This window comes from Neisseria shayeganii, from assembly GCF_014054965.1.
In the GTDB taxonomy this organism is placed as follows: Bacteria; Pseudomonadota; Gammaproteobacteria; order Burkholderiales; family Neisseriaceae; genus Eikenella; species Eikenella shayeganii.
On the sequence record NZ_CP059567.1, the window covers coordinates 660,281 to 674,722 of the forward strand.

General features: G+C 62.8%; 19 protein-coding genes. 6 read left to right on the top strand and 13 right to left on the bottom strand.

Going from position 1 to position 14,442, the window contains the following annotated elements:
* Positions 1-29: 29 nt before the first annotated feature.
* Together H3L94_RS03145 and H3L94_RS03150 are read right to left on the bottom strand one after the other, a co-directional pair.
* Positions 30-920 (bottom strand): endonuclease/exonuclease/phosphatase family protein, encoded by an 891-nt coding sequence (locus tag H3L94_RS03145; protein ID WP_244958825.1) that lies wholly within the window; start codon positions 918-920, stop codon positions 30-32.
* 41 nt (positions 921-961) lie between these two features.
* Complete coding sequence (locus H3L94_RS03150; protein WP_182122622.1) at positions 962-1,552, bottom strand: outer membrane lipoprotein carrier protein LolA; 591 nt, start codon at positions 1,550-1,552, stop codon at positions 962-964.
* Positions 1,553-1,593: 41 nt separating this feature from the next.
* Here H3L94_RS03150 and H3L94_RS03155 point away from each other — a divergent pair, with 41 nt between their 5' ends.
* The 6 genes from H3L94_RS03155 to H3L94_RS03180 all read left to right on the top strand — a co-directional run bounded on the left by H3L94_RS03155 (position 1,594) and on the right by H3L94_RS03180 (position 6,645).
* Positions 1,594-1,836: a hypothetical protein gene (locus H3L94_RS03155; RefSeq protein WP_182122623.1), complete on the top strand. Its 243-nt coding sequence runs from the start codon at positions 1,594-1,596 to the stop codon at positions 1,834-1,836.
* 59 nt (positions 1,837-1,895) lie between these two features.
* The gene (gene ptsN / locus H3L94_RS03160; RefSeq protein ID WP_009118590.1) at positions 1,896-2,345 is read left to right on the top strand and encodes a PTS IIA-like nitrogen regulatory protein PtsN; all 450 of its coding nucleotides are present in this window, start codon (positions 1,896-1,898) and stop codon (positions 2,343-2,345) included.
* A 3-nt stretch (positions 2,346-2,348) separates the two neighbouring features.
* On the top strand, positions 2,349-3,311 hold the full coding sequence (gene hprK, locus H3L94_RS03165) for an HPr(Ser) kinase/phosphatase (RefSeq protein WP_009118591.1): 963 nt from the start codon (positions 2,349-2,351) through the stop codon (positions 3,309-3,311).
* The gene (gene rapZ, locus H3L94_RS03170) at positions 3,292-4,140 is read left to right on the top strand and encodes an RNase adapter RapZ (RefSeq protein ID WP_182122624.1); all 849 of its coding nucleotides are present in this window, start codon (positions 3,292-3,294) and stop codon (positions 4,138-4,140) included. The genes hprK and rapZ overlap by 20 nt, the downstream gene beginning before the upstream one ends.
* 72 nt (positions 4,141-4,212) lie before the next feature.
* Positions 4,213-5,148, top strand: a complete 936-nt coding sequence (ylqF, locus tag H3L94_RS03175; protein WP_182122625.1) for a ribosome biogenesis GTPase YlqF — start codon at positions 4,213-4,215, stop codon at positions 5,146-5,148.
* A gap of 168 nt (positions 5,149-5,316) precedes the next feature.
* Positions 5,317-6,645: a DUF445 domain-containing protein gene (locus H3L94_RS03180; protein ID WP_182122626.1), complete on the top strand. Its 1,329-nt coding sequence runs from the start codon at positions 5,317-5,319 to the stop codon at positions 6,643-6,645.
* A 277-nt stretch (positions 6,646-6,922) separates the two neighbouring features.
* On the opposite strand, the gene H3L94_RS03185 is transcribed toward H3L94_RS03180, so the two are convergent.
* From H3L94_RS03185 to yaaA, 11 genes are all read right to left on the bottom strand, one after another.
* Positions 6,923-7,675: a pseudouridine synthase gene (locus H3L94_RS03185; RefSeq protein WP_182122627.1), complete on the bottom strand. Its 753-nt coding sequence runs from the start codon at positions 7,673-7,675 to the stop codon at positions 6,923-6,925.
* A 137-nt stretch (positions 7,676-7,812) separates the two neighbouring features.
* Complete coding sequence (locus H3L94_RS03190) at positions 7,813-8,253, bottom strand: acyl-CoA thioesterase (protein ID WP_182122628.1); 441 nt, start codon at positions 8,251-8,253, stop codon at positions 7,813-7,815.
* Positions 8,246-9,181: a lysophospholipid acyltransferase family protein gene (locus H3L94_RS03195; RefSeq protein ID WP_182122629.1), complete on the bottom strand. Its 936-nt coding sequence runs from the start codon at positions 9,179-9,181 to the stop codon at positions 8,246-8,248. Before H3L94_RS03195 ends, H3L94_RS03190 begins: the two co-directional genes overlap by 8 nt.
* Positions 9,178-9,891: a glycosyltransferase family 2 protein gene (locus H3L94_RS03200; RefSeq protein WP_182122630.1), complete on the bottom strand. Its 714-nt coding sequence runs from the start codon at positions 9,889-9,891 to the stop codon at positions 9,178-9,180. Before H3L94_RS03200 ends, H3L94_RS03195 begins: the two co-directional genes overlap by 4 nt.
* 144 nt (positions 9,892-10,035) lie before the next feature.
* Entirely contained in the window at positions 10,036-10,575 is a 540-nt protein-coding gene (locus tag H3L94_RS03205) for a COG4648 family protein (protein WP_182122631.1), read from the bottom strand.
* Complete coding sequence (locus H3L94_RS03210) at positions 10,572-10,823, bottom strand: acyl carrier protein (protein WP_009119514.1); 252 nt, start codon at positions 10,821-10,823, stop codon at positions 10,572-10,574. The genes H3L94_RS03205 and H3L94_RS03210 overlap by 4 nt, the downstream gene beginning before the upstream one ends.
* 249 nt (positions 10,824-11,072) lie before the next feature.
* Entirely contained in the window at positions 11,073-11,333 is a 261-nt protein-coding gene (locus H3L94_RS03215) for a phosphopantetheine-binding protein (protein ID WP_009119513.1), read from the bottom strand.
* A complete protein-coding gene (locus H3L94_RS03220; protein WP_182122632.1) occupies positions 11,317-12,090 on the bottom strand; it encodes a lysophospholipid acyltransferase family protein in 774 nt (257 codons plus the stop codon). The genes H3L94_RS03215 and H3L94_RS03220 overlap by 17 nt, the downstream gene beginning before the upstream one ends.
* Positions 12,087-12,836 (bottom strand): beta-ketoacyl synthase chain length factor, encoded by a 750-nt coding sequence (locus H3L94_RS03225; protein WP_182122633.1) that lies wholly within the window; start codon positions 12,834-12,836, stop codon positions 12,087-12,089. The genes H3L94_RS03220 and H3L94_RS03225 overlap by 4 nt, the downstream gene beginning before the upstream one ends.
* A gap of 161 nt (positions 12,837-12,997) precedes the next feature.
* Positions 12,998-13,609: a 4'-phosphopantetheinyl transferase family protein gene (locus H3L94_RS03230; RefSeq protein ID WP_182122634.1), complete on the bottom strand. Its 612-nt coding sequence runs from the start codon at positions 13,607-13,609 to the stop codon at positions 12,998-13,000.
* A gap of 36 nt (positions 13,610-13,645) precedes the next feature.
* On the bottom strand, positions 13,646-14,425 hold the full coding sequence (gene yaaA, locus H3L94_RS03235; RefSeq protein ID WP_182122635.1) for a peroxide stress protein YaaA: 780 nt from the start codon (positions 14,423-14,425) through the stop codon (positions 13,646-13,648).
* Positions 14,426-14,442 lie beyond the last annotated feature (17 nt).

The following is a 14,442-nucleotide window of genomic DNA, read 5'->3' on the forward strand; positions in this document are numbered from 1 at the left end:
GTAGGTACGCTGCTGCAGTCTGCTCGCCGTCAAGGCCGCGGCCAAGACAAGAGCAGCGCCCGGTGGTCGGAATGCTGCCAAGGCAGGGCGGCGGTGTGCAGGGGGAAGTTGGCGAGCGCGTGGTCGATGTTGATGAACAGCGGGCGCCAAGTGGGCTGCATCATCGGGGTGTAGGGGGGTGTGCCGGTGTGCCTCGTAAAACGGCGGAACAGCGGGGAAAACGGGCTGCTGTTGAAGTCGCCCACCACGACGACTTTGCCTGGTTCGCGGCTGATTTCGGCGGCGGTGTGCGCCAGATAGGCGCTGCGCGCGGCGGCCAGCAGGCTGTTGATCGGAGGCGGCGGGTGTAAAGCGTAAACAGCCGTACCATCGGGCAGCTCGGCGCGGATATAGGCGAATTCCTGATGCTGCCGGATGTCGCAGGCGGCCAAGGGGTGGCGCGACCAGACGGCCAGAGCAAATGGGCTGTGTTCTTGGTGGGTACAGCCGTGGGGATGGTGGCGGCGCAGTTCGGCCCAACGGGGGTCGTCGGCCTGGATTTCGGCCAGTGCCAAGACATCGGGTGATTGTGCCAACAGGGCGGCGGTTTCGGTTGCGGGGTCGGGATTGTCGAGGCGGACGTTGTACCACACCATCCGCCAAGCGGGCGCGGCAGGGGCGGGCAGCGGGGCGTCTGAAGAGAAAGGTTGCCACATTAAAACGGCTGCGGTGAGGGTGGTGCCCAGCCAAATCCGGCGTCGTCTGCCTTGGGTGAAGGCCGCGGCGGCGGCAAAGAGTGCGGTGTAGTGGGGCAGGAAATGGCTGAATAATTCGGCCGGCCAAAAAACGGCGCCGAGGGTTTGGCTGAGCAAAAAGGCGGCCAGCGCCATGACGGAAAGCCAGTGCAGGCGGTGCGACAGATAGCGGCGGAGGGTGGACATGGAGGGCGGCATATTTTATGGAAATGTTTTATCGAAAAAAGTTACGGTGCCAAGGCTTGGGCGGCGGGGCCGCTGAGGGCTTGGCCGGCCTGCAGTTGGTGGAACTGCATCACGGTGCGGTCGCCCTGTTTTTCGTTCAGCTCAATGCGTTGCACCAGTTGGCCGCCTTCCACGGTGATGCTGTCGAACACCTGCCGCATGACGGCGGTTTTGGGCGTCAGCTGCAGCCGCCATTGGCGGGCGTGGCCGGTAAGGCGGGTGTCGAACTGGCGCTGCAGCTCGCGCATGTCGCCGCCGAGCACGGCCATAAAGAGTTTGACTTGGGCGGCCTGGCCGCTTTGGCGGGTGCTGCGCCATTGGCCGCCGCTCCATTGGGCGATGCCGTCCGGGCGCACGCGCAGACGCAGGTCGAAAGGCTGGTCGATCTGCCAATAGAGGCCGTGGCGGTTTCTCAGGGCGAAGCGGCCTGAGGTCTGCATGGGCTGGCTGAGGGCGCGCAGGAAGCGCTGTTGGGTGAAGCTGCCCTGCACGGTGGCGGGTTGTTGCAGCTGGGCGGTCAGCTGGGCGGTGTCGAAGGCCCAGGCGGGCAGGAGGGTGAGGCAGAGCAGGAGGGCAAAGAAGCGTTTCAGCATGAGGGTATCCTTTTCAGGTAGCCTGAGCGGGTGTTTAGAATGTGGGCGATAATGGCTGGGCGGCCGATTACGATGCTGCGCATTGTAGCGGCAAAGCCGCAATTGAGCGGCAGGCGGCGTGCAAAAAAGCGCAAACCCGCCCTGTCGGCAGGCTACCTGAAAACAGGGCGGGCAGAAGGCGGCGGCGGGCTTTTCAGGTAGCCGCTGCAGTGAATAAGGTGTTTACGATTCATGTGTTTATTTATTTTTTCTATCGGGCGACGGCGGTGGCGGCGGCGGGATGATTGTCCTTCCCCTGCATGGCGGGTACAATCCGCTCCGTTTTACCTTTTAGACAAATGACATGAGTTTGATTGAAACCATTCTGCCGCTGAGCCACATTGTGCTGGATTTGGAAGTGGGCAGTAAAAAGCGGCTGTTCGAGCAGGTGGGATTGCTGCTGGAAAACGAAGCCGGCCTCGGGCGGGCGGAAGTGTTCGACTGCCTGTTTGCCCGCGAGAAGCTCGGTACCACCGCGCTGGGGCACGGGGTGGCGATTCCGCACGGCCGTGATGCCGCGGTGCAGCAGATCACCGGCGCTTTTGTGCGTCTGAAAGAGCCGCTGGCGTTTGACGCGCCCGACGGCAAGCCGGTGTCGTTGGTGTTTGTGCTCTTGGTGCCGGAAAACAGCGCCGGCAGCCACTTGGAAGTGTTGGCCGCGCTGGCCGACAAGTTTTCCGTGAAGGCGGTGCGCGAGCAGCTGATGGCCTGCGAGACGCCGGAAGCCGCCCGCCAAATCCTCACATCAGAATAAACCATGCCGAGTATTTCCGTCCGCAAGCTCTACCAAGACAACCAAACCAAGCTGCAGCTGGCTTGGGCGGCCGGAACGGCCGGTGCGGACAACCGCATCAGCGTAGATGCCGACAAGCCCGTTTTGGCGCTGGTCGGCCATTTAAATTTTATCCACCCCAATCAGGTGCAGGTGTTGGGCGTATCGGAGGTGGAATACCTCAATAAAATGGAAGCCGGCGACATCAAAGCCAGCTTCGACGAGCTCTTTGACCTCACCATGGCGCTGGTGATTGTGGCCAACGATCTGCCCGTGCCTTATATGCTGCGCGACTACTGCCATACCCATCAGGTGCCGCTGCTCACTTCCAAAATAGAAAGCCCGTTTCTGATGGACGTGCTGCGGATTTACCTGCAGCGGGCGCTGGCGGTGTCCACCGTGAAACACGGCGTGTTTCTCGACGTATTCGAAATCGGCGTGCTGATTACCGGCCAATCCGGTTTGGGCAAAAGCGAATTGGCGCTGGAGCTGATCTCGCGCGGCCACGGCTTGGTGGCCGACGATGCGGTGGAGCTGCACCGTACGGCGCCTGAATTGCTGGAAGGCCGCTGCCCGGCCACCTTGCGCGATTTTCTGGAAGTGCGCGGTTTGGGCGTGCTCAATATCCGCACCATCTTCGGCGAAACCGCCGTGCGCCCTTCCAAACCCCTTAAGCTCATCATCAATCTCGTGCTGGCCGACGACCACTATATGCAGGGTTTGGAGCGGCTGAGCATTCAAAGCGAAACGCAAACCATCTTAAACGTTGCCGTACGCTCGGTTACCCTGCCGGTGGCCGTGGGCCGCAACCTCTCGGTATTGGTAGAGGCCGCCGTGCGCAACTACATCCTGCAAACCCGCGGCAAGGACAGCACCAAAGAATTTTTGGAGCGCCACACCGCCATGCTGAAGGAGGATGAACGCCGCCATGAGGATCGTGCTGATTAGCGGTTTGTCCGGTACCGGCAAGTCGCTCGCCTTGGCGTTGTTGGAAAAGCTCGGCTTTTTGTGTGTCGATAATCTGCCGCCGGCCCTGTTGCCGCAGTTGGTGGAGCAGTATGCCGCCGACAGCGGCGTGTATAAATTGGCCATCAGCCTGGACATCCGTGTCGGCTGCTCGCCGGAGAACATCCATAGCTACATCGGCGAATTGCGCCATCAGGGCCACCGGGTGAGCATGCTGTTTCTGGAAGCGTCCAACGAAGTGTTGATGCGCCGCTTCGCCAAATCGCGCCGCCACCATCCGCTGTCTGCCGGCAACCTCACCCTGGCCGAGAGCATCGCCGCCGAGCGCGAAATGATGGCACCGTGGCGCGACATGGCCTACCGCTTGGACAATCAGGAAGCCAGCCGGGAAGAATTGGCATTCCGCATTCAGGAATGGCTGGCTTTGGAACATGCCGGCGTGCAGGTGGTGGTGGAATCGTTTGGCTTCAAATACGGCGCGCCGCTGAATCTGGATTTCGTGTTCGACGTGCGCGCGCTGCCCAATCCGCATTACGACGAAGCCCTGCGCCCGTTTACCGGACAGGACGAACCCATCCGCGCCTATTTCGCCCAATTCCGCATCGTGCAGCAGATGGTGGCCGACATCAGCGGCTACCTGAACCGCTGGCTGCCCGAGCTGGCGCGCCAAACGCGGATTCATGTGGTCACGGTGGGCATCGGCTGTACCGGCGGCCAGCACCGCTCGGTATTCGTGGCCGAGGCCGTGGCCGAACGTCTGCGCGATTACCCCGTGCTGGTGCGCCACCGCCAGCTCAACACCCCCGAATAATCTTTCAGGTAGCCTGTTGCCGTGTGTCTCCGGGTGTAAAGGCTACCTGAAACCCTTTGCAGAAAGACAGCTATGGCCATCCAATGGTTTCCCGGACACATGCACAAAGCCAAAAAGGCGATTGCCGAGCGGCTCAAAAGCGTGGACATGGTGATAGAAATGCTGGATGCCCGCATGCCTGCCTCCAGCGAAAACCCCCTGTTGGCCCAGCTCTCGCGCGGCAAACCCAAGCTGAAAATCCTCAACAAACAAGACTTGGCCGACCCCGAACGCACCGCCGTCTGGCTGGCGCACTACAACGGCCAAAGCGACACCCGTGCCATCGCCCTCGATGCCGGCGACCGGCAGGCGGCGCAGAAACTGGCGGCGGCCTGCCGCGCCATGCTGCCCCAGCGCGGCGGTATCGAAAAACCTTTGCGGGTATTGATTTGCGGCATTCCCAACGTGGGCAAGTCCACCCTCATCAACGGCATGCTCGGCAAAAAATCGGCCAAAACCGGCAACGAGCCCGGCATCACCAAGGCCGAGCAGCGCCTGTTTCTGGCCGACGATTTCTGGCTCTACGACACCCCCGGCATGCTGTGGCCGAAAATCATCGTGCCCGAAGGCGGCTACCATCTGGCCGCCGGCGGCGCGGTCGGCCGCAATGCCCTGGACGAAGAAGAAGTGGCGCTGGAGCTGCTGGACTATCTTCGCCGCCATTATCTGCCGCTCCTGCAGGCGCGCTATCAGGCCGACAAAGACCCTTCCAGCCATTGGGACGACACTGCCTGGCTGGATTGGATTGCCAAAAAACGCGGCGCCGTCTTGGGCGGCGGCCGCACCAATTATCAGAAAGCCGCCGAAATCACCCTCACCGATTTCCGCGACGGCCAAATCGGCCGCATCACGCTGGAAACCCCGCAGCAATGGGAAGGCTGGCTGAAAAAGGCCCGCCAGCGCGAAGCCGAGCTAAAGGCCGAACGCGAAGCGCGCAAAGCCGAGCGCAGCGGCAAAGTGGCCGATTGAATCGGCTGCTGCCGCACCGGCGGTATCGGCCGCCGCGGTCAGCCTGTCTGATGCCCAAGCCGTACTCACGGCCAGCCGGATACGGCGGCTTTCAGGTAGCCCGATGGCTGACTGGCCGCCGCCTGGCACCACTCCCGCTGTTTTCCTGCCCCCATTTAAGCCAACGCCATGAGCCGTATCCTAACCGAACACAGCCGCGAAGCCGATGCCCGCGCCCGCCTGCGCCGCGCCCGCGCGTGGGCCTTGGGCCTGCTGTTGCTGGCGGCGGCGCTGTTTGTGCTTTCTTCCGTGCTGCTGGGCCGTTATCCCGCTTTGGGCTACCTGAAAGCCTTTGCCGAGGCCGCCATGGTGGGTGCGCTGGCGGATTGGTTTGCGGTCACTGCGCTGTTCCGCCATCCGCTCGGCCTGAAAATACCGCACACCGCCATCCTGCCGCGCAGCCAAACGCGGATTGCCGAGGAGCTGGGGCGTTTTATCGAAAACAACTTCCTGCTCGGCCGGCCGATTGCACTGCGCGTGTACCGCATGCATCCGTCCGACCGCCTGCTGGCGTGGTTTACGCAGAAAGAAAGCCTGCGCGTTTGGCTGCCGGCGCTGGCGGCCAAACTGCCGGTGCTGCTGCGCATCGCCAAGCCCGAGCACGTGGCGCGCTTTGCCACCCAGCTGTTGGCCGAACAATACAGCGGCGACAAAATCGGCAAAGCCTCGGCCGAGATGCTGGGCCTGTTGCGCAGCCAAGGGCTGCACCAAGTGCTGTTGACAGCGGGGTTGGCCCAGCTGCGCCGCTGGCTGCGGCAGCCGGAAACCCGCGCTCTGCTGGAAGCGAATCTGCTGGAGTGGGCGCAGAAAATCGAGAGCGACAAGCCCGATACCTGGGCGCGTTTGAAGGCGCAGCTCAAAGGCACTTTGGTCGGCCAAGTAGATGGCTGGGTGGCGCAGAAAGCATTGGATTGGGCCGACAGCTATGCCGCCGCGGCGCTGGCCGACGAGCAACACCCCCTGCGTACCGGCTTCGAGGAGCAATATGTGGCGCTGATGCAGAGTTTGAGCGAATCGCCGGAGTGGCACCGCCGTTTGGAAAGCGGCAAACAGCAGCTGGCCGCTTCGCCTGCGCTCTACCGCCAGTGCGCACTGCTGTGGCAGGGGCTGATCCGCTGGAGCGAGCGCGACGTGCGCCGCGCCGATTCGCTCACCGTGGCCCAGCTGACGCGCCTGCTGCACCATATGCAGCATCAGGCCGATGCCTATCCGCAGTTTATGCGCCGCATCGACGCCCGCATCGCCCTGTTGGTGCGCGATGCGGTGGAACGCTACAAACACCGCGGGGCGCAGTTTGTGGCGGAAAAAGTGAAAAGCTGGGACAGCCGCCAGATGACGGACAAGCTGGAATTGAGCGTGGGCCGCGATTTGCAGTTTATCCGCATCAACGGCACCTTGGTCGGCGGCCTGGTGGGTTTGCTGATTTACACGGTTTCCCGTTGGCTGCCGCAGTGGTAGAGGCTGTTTGGCGGGCAGAGCACGGTGCTGGCCGACGAAGCGGGAGGGCTTTCCAGATTGTTTGACTGTGGATAGGGATCATGATGCAAAAACGGCCGCATATCGCGGCCATTTTGTTTTGGCTGACGGCGGGGCGGTTGTGCTGTTTTCAGGTAGCCTCTGACTGGGCTTTTTTCTGTTTTCAGGTAGCCTGAATTGGGATGGGTAAAACCAAGCTTCAGGCTACCTGAACAGCCGAATAAGTCAGGTGCGGCGGTTATTGCTGAGTACCCGACCGCTAAAAGCGTTCGTTCGGCGCCAGATAGCGCCATTGGCCGGGCGGCAGGGCGCCGAGTTTGACCTTGCCCATGCGGATGCGTTTGAGGCCGACCACGCGCAGGCCGACCAATTCGCACATGCGGCGGATTTGGCGTTTTTTGCCCTGTTTGAGCACAAAGCGCAGTTGGTCTTGGTTTTGCCAGCTCACTTTGGCCGGGCGCAGGGCTTCGCCGTCGAGCGAGAGGCCGTGGTTGAGCAGGCGCAGTCCGTCTTCGCTCAGGCGGCCGCGCACGCGCACCAGGTATTCTTTTTCGATGCCGCTGTTCTCGCCGATCAGCTGTTTGGCGATGCGGCCGTCTTGGGTAAGCACCAACAGGCCCACAGAGTCGATATCGAGCCGGCCGGCCGGGGCGAGGCCGCGGCGGTGGGCTTCTTGGAAGGCGATGCGGCTGGTGTCGCCCGACCAGTGGTTGTCGGCGGTGATCAGTTCGGCGGCGCTGGCATAGCCTTTTTCGGCCTGCGCGCTGACGTAGCCCACGGGTTTGTTGAGCAGAATGGTGACGCGGGCGGCTTGCTGTTCGTGGGCCTGTTTGTTGAGGTCGATGCGGTCGCGCAGGCCGACTTTTTGGCCGAGTACGGCGGTTTGGCCGTTTACTGTTACCCAGCCCTGTTCGATGTAGCTGTCGGCTTCGCGGCGGGAGCACAGGCCGAGTTCGGCCATGCGTTTGGACAGGCGGACGGTGGGTTCGGCGGCGGGAGTGGGGGACGGCATAAGGGGGTCTTTCGGCTTTCAGGTAGCCTGATACCTTGGCAAAACCTCCATCTGCGGCGCCTTTCTGCGTTGTGCGCTGCCGCACTTTGAACGGCATCTGCATCTGGGGTTTGACAAAGGTTTCAGCCTGCTGTGTATTAAGGGTGGGGGCGGTAGCCGGCAAAGCGGCGCACGGCCTGCCGCCAGCTGTCGGGGGTTTGGTATTGCATTTCGCCGTCGGCCAGCGATACGGGTACTTGGGTGGTGCTGGCGCGGGTGAGTTTTTCGCCGCTGGCGGCGTCGCTGAGGGTGTAGTCGAGGCGCAGGCAGCTTTCGTATTCCACCAGCGCCAAATCAACGTGCAGTATTTGGTTGAAGCGGGCGGGGCGGATGTATTTCAGGTCTATTTTCACCACCGGCCAAGCATGGCCGTGTTCGCGCATGGTGTCGTAGTTGTAGCCCAAGGCGTCGAGAAAGGCGCAGCGGGCCACTTCGAGGTATTTCACATAATGGCCGTGCCAGACGATGTGCATGGCGTCCACGTCGAAAAAGGGCACCAGAATGTCGCTGCGGTGGCGGCAGTAAACGTGTTTAGGCATCGCTGTTCCAGAAATCGTAGAAGTTGAACCATTGCAGCGGGGCTTGGGCGGCGTGTTCGGCCAGGCGGTCGGCATAGCGTTGGGCGACGGCGGCGGTTTCGGCTTCGCGGCGGCCGCGCGTCCAAGCCGGCACGTCGGCGAAGCGGCGCAGTTTGAGATGATAGCGGCCGTTTTGCTTGAGCACAAACAGGGTGTTGGTGCGCGCTTTCAAGAGGCCGGCCAGCAGCCAGGCGCCTTGCGGCAGGCGGGCGGGGTGGCCGAGAAAATCCACCGTTACGGTTTTTTCGCCGCGCAGGGGCACACGGTCGGCCGCCACGGCCAGCCATTCGCCTTGGTCCAGCCGTTCGGCCAAGGCCAGCATGGCGGCGGCGTCGAGCTCGGCTACCTGAATCAGGTTGAGCTCGCTGGCGCCGGCGTTTTTCAGGGCTTGGTTGAAGGCTTGGGCATGGCGGCTGTGCACCAGCACGTTGAGTTTGAAATTCGGGTGGTGGCCGCTGTCGGCCAGGGCGCGGCAGATTTCGGCGTTGCCCAGATGCGAGCAGATGAGTATCTGGCCGCGCAGGGCGGGGTTGTCCATATCGGCATAAAGATTGTCGGGGTCGTCCACCACCAGGTCGGCGTAGCGGATGCGCCGCTGCCAGACGGCGAAACGGTCGGTCAGCGCTTCGCCGAAGGCGGCAAACTGGCGGTACACCGGCAGGCTTTCAGGTAGCCTGACATGCGGGAAATGCCGTTGCAGCCGGGTTTGGTATTGGCGGATGTGGCGGCGTTGCGCGGGGGCGGTGAGGTAGAAATACAGGCAGACGCAGGCGGTGCAGACGCGCATCACCGGCACGGGCAGATGGCGCACCATCCATTCGGTGAGGCGGAGAAACACGCGGTGGCCGCGTTCGTTTTGCGCCGCCCAATGTTCGGCTTTCAGGTTCATGGGCGCAGACCGAGGCGGCGGGCCAGCATGCGGCAAAACAGGCGGGCATGCATTTTGCTGATTAAGAGGTTGTCGTGCCAGGCGTGGAAGTGCGAAACGCCGCCGGGGGTGTAGCGCACGGGGGTGTCTATCCACACGAGCGGGGTGCCGCGCCAATAGAGGCGGATCAGGATGTCGTTGTCGAAATCCATGCGCTCGCCCACGGTTTCCGACCAAATCACGGCCAGCGCGGGCGGCACCGGATAGAGGCGGAAGCCGCACATGCCGTCTTTGATGTCGCAGGAGGCGGTGTGCAGCATGTTCCAGAAATCGGTGATTTTGCGGCCGTATAGGCGGGATTTCGGCGCGTCGCTGCCGTAAACGGGGCGGCCGCACACCAAGGCTTCGGGCTGCGCGGCGGAGGCGTCCAGCAGTTTGGGGATGTCGTCGAAACAATGCTGGGCATCGGCATCGATTTGCAGCACATGGCTGTAGCCTTGTTCGGCCGCCAGTTTGAAGCCCCATTTCATGGCGCTGCCCTTGCCGCCGTTGGCCGGCTTGAAGGCTACCTGAACGCCGTCTGTTTCGAGTGCCTGCAGCGCGGGGCGGCAGGCGTCGCCGGAGCCGTCGTCCACCACCAACACGGGCAGGCCGTGTGCGCGCAGGGCAGCCACCACGGCGGGCAGGGTGTCGGGGTGGCGGTAGTGGGGGATGAGGGCTAACACGGACATGGCGGCGCTGGGGCAATCGGGGAGGGTAAGGAAAAAGAAAAGCGGAAACGGGTTTCAGGTAGCCTGAGGGCAGAGGCGTGTGGCCGATGGGGGGCGAAGCGCTTGTGGTGCCGAAAACAGCCGAATGCTGATCGACAACAGACCCTAAACTTTCAAAACCAGTTTGCGGTAGGCGTATTCGCCGCCCATCAGGAGGCTCATCAGCAGGTAGCTCACGATGCCGGTGTAGATCGCCCACCAGCTGTGCTGCTCCGTCAGGGCCAGTGCGGCGGCGGTGCCGCCGTTGAGCAGGAAGAAAACGCACCAGATTTGGGTAACACGGCGGGTATAGGCCACGGCCTGCGGCGGCAGATCGGGCGTTTGCAGGCGGGCCAGGCGTTCTACTACCGGCCGGCCGTGCAGCAGGCTGCCGCCGAACAGCAGCATCATCAAGGCGTTCACCCACACGGGATACCAATACATGCTTTCCTGCCGCTGCCACAGCAGCACCACCAGAAAAAAGGCGGCCACCAAGGCGGATACGGTGCGTTGGCCGCGCTCTTGCTGCGTGAGAGCGCGCAGGCCCCACAGCAGCGCCATCAGGCCGGCCAGCCAGAAAAACCAGCCGTGTTCGCGGCCGTAATACCACAGGGCGGGGTAGGCCAGACTCAGCAGAATCAGGCACACCCGCGCGGCGGTCTTCATTCGGCGGCCCGCACCAGTTTCATCACGGCCTGCACCACGTCGTCCACCGTGCGCACGCTGCGGAAGTCTTCGGTTTGCAGTTTGTGGCCGGTTTGGCGTTTGATGTGGTCGAGCAAGTCGATGGCGTCGATGCTGTCGATTTCCAGGTCTTCATAAAGATGGCTGCTGCCGGTCACATTGGCGGTGTCGATTTCGAACAGGTTTTCCAATGCGTCCATCAACATTTGGCGGATGTCGTTTTCGTTCATGGCGTGGATTGCGGTGTTGTTATGGAGTATCGAAGGTATGGTGCAAACGGTAGGCTACCTGAAAGCGTTTATGGCTTTCAGGTAGCCTGAGACCTTTGCAAAACCCCCATCTGCGGCGCATTTCTGCGTTGTGCGCTGCTCACTCACTTGCCTATCTGTATGATATGTCTGCATTCGTTGCGCTGCTACGCCTTGAACTGCATCCACACCTGGGGGTTTTGCAAAGGTCTCAGCCTGATTGGGCGGGCATTAGGCACGCTGTTGGGTCACGAAGTCGGCCAAGGTGGCCACGCTGGCGAAGCTTTGGCGCAGTTCTTCGTTTTCGCCGTCCAGCTTGAAGCCGAAGTGTTTTTGTACGGCCAGGCCCAGTTCGAGCGCGTCCACCGAATCCAAGCCCAGGCCGTCGTCGCCGAACAGCGGGGCGTGGCTGTCGATGTCGGCGGCGGTCAGGTCTTCGAGGCCGAGGCTGTCGATAATCAACTGTTTGATTTCTTCATGCAGTGGGTTCATGGCGGGTCCTCTCGTTGAAATAGTGTTGCAGATGGTCGTTCAGCCGCCGCGCGGCAATCGGCAGCGGCTTTTCGGCCAGCCAGGTTTGCGGGTCGATGTCTTCGCCCACGGTAAAACGGTATACCGGCTTTTCCAAGGGAATGCGGTACCACGGCTGCCCTTTTTTGAAGTTTAGGGGCCGCATGCGCACCACCACCGGCGTGATCACCTGCGCGCTGCGCAAGCCCATCGACACCACGCCGCGGTGGAAACGCACTTCGCCGTCCCAGCCGGTGCGCGTGCCTTCGGGAAAAACCAGCAGGCATTCGCGCTGCAGGATGTCGTGCACGGTGTCCACAAACTCCAGGCTTTCTTCGTTGGGCAGGTAGCCGCAGGCGGCAATTTGGCCCTTCATGGCCGGATTGTGCTGCAAATCGGCTTTCACGATGCAGTTGGCCTCGGGCACGCGGCTGAGCAGAAACACCACATCGAGCAGCGACGGATGGTTGGCCACAATCAGCTGGCCGGGGCGGCCCAGGCGCTCGAAGCCTTCGAAATGCGCCGCCACAATGCCGCTGCCCGTCAGATAGCGGGTAAACCACAGCCAGCTGCGGGTGACCAGGCGGCGCGCTTTTTTCTGCCGGGCCAAGGTGTCGCGTTCGGGGTGGCGCAGATAAGGCAGCAGCACGATTTGAAACAGCACGCCGAACACGCCGAACATCACGAAACCGAGCGCGGTGGCGAGCAGCCGCCACAGCCGGTTGAGGCGCCGCTTCATGCCTGCCGCCGCCAATGCCAGGCACGGCCGCCGGCGTATTGCTGCCGCCATTCGCGCTCGCCGCGGTAATGGCGGCGCAGCCAGGCGAGTGCGCCCCAATAGCCGGCGGCGCTATCCGCCGTTTCTTCCGCATCTTTTGGCACCGGCGTCAGCGACCAATCGTCGCCCGGCTCCAGCAACAGGGTCAGCGCGTAGGGAAAGGGCGCACGCAAGGCCGGTTGGGCGGGGTAGTCGGCCGACAAGGGTTCGTCGGTCAGCACCGCCAGCACTCTGGGCGCCCCTTCGGCCAACAGGGCGGCGGCTTCCAAAACGGCGGTTTCCAAGCCGTCCTGCTGCACCGCCAGCGCAGTGCATTCACTCATGTCTTGGCGCAGCATCGACCACTGGCCGGCGGTGGCGTTGTGCACCGACAGACCGAATGAGGTGGGCGACACGCTGCCTTCGCGCAACAGCTGTTGCCACAAATCGAAGCTGCGGTTGATTTCGCCGTCGTGCGAGGCCAGCACCAAAGGGCAGGGGCCGTGTTCGCCCAATACGGCATGTGCGGCCTGAAACAGCAGCCTGGCCGACAAGCCCAAACGCCGCCGCTGCATGGCGGGCAGAAAGGCCACTTCGGGCTTGGTGTCGGGCAGTTGGTCGGCGCAAAGCCGGTCTTGTGCCCACGCCGCCCAGTCTTCTGCCGAATGCAGACGGGTGGAAACGGCGTGCCAGGCGGCGAGACGGAAACAACAGGCAGGCGTATTCATGCGTGGCGGTGCGCTCGGGATGGAGAAAGCGGGCTGAATTAAAGCACAGCGCGGCCGATTGCACAATCTGGCTTTCAGGTAGCCTGGCAGCGGTGGTTTGCTGTGATAACAAGCGGTTTAAGGTTTCTGATGCTGTTTTTACTCGGGGCAGGCGGAGTAGGCTACCTGAAAGCCGCCAATACTTGAATATCGGCCTGCTGCCAGGCGCCGAAAGCCTGCCAGTGCACGCCGTCGGCCAGTTCGGGCGGCCACACGCAGGCGGCCAGGTGGCTGCGGTTGATGCGGACGGCTTCGCCGCACCAGTTTGGACGGCCGCCGCCGACCAGAACCCACTCCGCCGCCCGGCGGCGCAGGCCGACGCGGGGCAGGTCGGCCCAAGCGAGGCCGGCGGCTTTGAGCAAGGCTTCTTTCAGCGTCCACAACAGATAATGCGCCTCGGCCGTGTTGCCGTGTTGCCGCAGCCAGATTTGTTCGTCGGCGGTGCAGACCAGCTTTGGCCAGGCTTCGAAGCGGTGGGCGCGCAGGGTTTCCAAATCGATGCCGCTGCCGGCGGGTGACCAGGCCGCACAACCGCCGCTGTGGCTCAGGCAGCCGCTGCCGTCGTCCTGCATCTGCCGGCGCAGAAAGCGTGCGCTTTGCCAGCCGGTTTGGCCGGCCAGCTGCGGGTGTTCGGCGAGACGGCGGCGGTCGGCGGCGCACAAATGCTCGGCGCGGTAGCCGGCGGCGCAGTCTTCGGCGGCCAGGCAGACGGTGAGCAGGCGGGGAGCGGACATGGTTTCAGGTAGCCTGAACGGCGGCGGGGCAGCTGCTTAGGCGGGGTTTTCGGCGCGGCGGAACACCCATTCGTGTTTAGACGAAGCGGCCGGGCAGAAGGCGTAGCCTTCGCTGTCGAAATCCTGCAGGGCTTCGGGTTGGCTGAGGGCGTGTTCGGCGGCATAGCGCAGCATCAGGCCGCGGGCGCGTTTGGCGTAAAAGCTGATCACTTTGTAGCGGCCGTTTTTTTCGTCTTGGAAAACCGGTGTGATGATGCACGCCTTGAGCGCCTGCGGGCGCACGGATTTGAAGTATTCCTGCGAGGCCAGGTTGATCAAAACATCGGTGCCGGTTTCGGCCAGCCGTTGGTTGAGGGCTTCGGTGATCCGATCGCCCCAGAAGGCGTAGAGGTCTTTGCCGCGCGGATTGGCGAGCTTGGTGCCCATTTCCAGGCGGTAGGGCTGCATCAGGTCGAGCGGGCGCAAGAGGCCGTAGAGGCCGGAGAGCAGGCCGGCGTGCTGTTGCAGCCAGCGGAGTTGTTCGGCCGTCAGGCCGGCGGCATTCAAGCCTTCGTACACGTCGCCGTTGAACATAAATACCGCCTGCTTGGCGTTGTCGGGCGTGAAGGGCGTGTGCCAGGCGGCGAAGCGTTCGGCGTTGAGGCGGGCGATTTTGTCGGACACCGACATCAATTCGGCGATGTCCTGCGGCGCAAGGGCGCGCAACACCGGCAGCAGCTGTTCGGCCTGATCGAGCAGGGCGGGCTGGGTATGCTCGGTAATCGGCGCGGCATCGGTTTCGTTGAGGTTTTTGGCGGGGGAGAGCACGAAAAACATGGCAGGCTACCTGAAAC

What these genes read in the sequence shown, in the direction of transcription:
- H3L94_RS03215 (WP_009119513.1), bottom strand. Translation starts at nt 11,333, where the DNA reads ATGAACCCACTGCATGAAGAAATCAAACAGTTGATTATCGACAGCCTC.
- H3L94_RS03200 (WP_182122630.1), bottom strand. Translation starts at nt 9,891, where the DNA reads ATGTCCGTGTTAGCCCTCATCCCCCACTACCGCCACCCCGACACCCTG.
- H3L94_RS03185 (WP_182122627.1), bottom strand. Translation starts at nt 7,675, where the DNA reads ATGCCGTCCCCCACTCCCGCCGCCGAACCCACCGTCCGCCTGTCCAAA.
- ylqF (WP_182122625.1), top strand. Translation starts at nt 4,213, where the DNA reads ATGGCCATCCAATGGTTTCCCGGACACATGCACAAAGCCAAAAAGGCG.
- H3L94_RS03210 (WP_009119514.1), bottom strand. Translation starts at nt 10,823, where the DNA reads ATGAACGAAAACGACATCCGCCAAATGTTGATGGACGCATTGGAAAAC.
- H3L94_RS03145 (WP_244958825.1), bottom strand. Translation starts at nt 920, where the DNA reads ATGTCCACCCTCCGCCGCTATCTGTCGCACCGCCTGCACTGGCTTTCC.
- H3L94_RS03150 (WP_182122622.1), bottom strand. Translation starts at nt 1,552, where the DNA reads ATGCTGAAACGCTTCTTTGCCCTCCTGCTCTGCCTCACCCTCCTGCCC.
- H3L94_RS03190 (WP_182122628.1), bottom strand. Translation starts at nt 8,253, where the DNA reads ATGCCTAAACACGTTTACTGCCGCCACCGCAGCGACATTCTGGTGCCC.
- H3L94_RS03220 (WP_182122632.1), bottom strand. Translation starts at nt 12,090, where the DNA reads ATGAAGCGGCGCCTCAACCGGCTGTGGCGGCTGCTCGCCACCGCGCTC.
- H3L94_RS03225 (WP_182122633.1), bottom strand. Translation starts at nt 12,836, where the DNA reads ATGAATACGCCTGCCTGTTGTTTCCGTCTCGCCGCCTGGCACGCCGTT.
- ptsN (WP_009118590.1), top strand. Translation starts at nt 1,896, where the DNA reads ATGAGTTTGATTGAAACCATTCTGCCGCTGAGCCACATTGTGCTGGAT.
- yaaA (WP_182122635.1), bottom strand. Translation starts at nt 14,425, where the DNA reads ATGTTTTTCGTGCTCTCCCCCGCCAAAAACCTCAACGAAACCGATGCC.
- H3L94_RS03230 (WP_182122634.1), bottom strand. Translation starts at nt 13,609, where the DNA reads ATGTCCGCTCCCCGCCTGCTCACCGTCTGCCTGGCCGCCGAAGACTGC.
- H3L94_RS03205 (WP_182122631.1), bottom strand. Translation starts at nt 10,575, where the DNA reads ATGAAGACCGCCGCGCGGGTGTGCCTGATTCTGCTGAGTCTGGCCTAC.
- H3L94_RS03180 (WP_182122626.1), top strand. Translation starts at nt 5,317, where the DNA reads ATGAGCCGTATCCTAACCGAACACAGCCGCGAAGCCGATGCCCGCGCC.
- H3L94_RS03195 (WP_182122629.1), bottom strand. Translation starts at nt 9,181, where the DNA reads ATGAACCTGAAAGCCGAACATTGGGCGGCGCAAAACGAACGCGGCCAC.
- rapZ (WP_182122624.1), top strand. Translation starts at nt 3,292, where the DNA reads ATGAGGATCGTGCTGATTAGCGGTTTGTCCGGTACCGGCAAGTCGCTC.
- hprK (WP_009118591.1), top strand. Translation starts at nt 2,349, where the DNA reads ATGCCGAGTATTTCCGTCCGCAAGCTCTACCAAGACAACCAAACCAAG.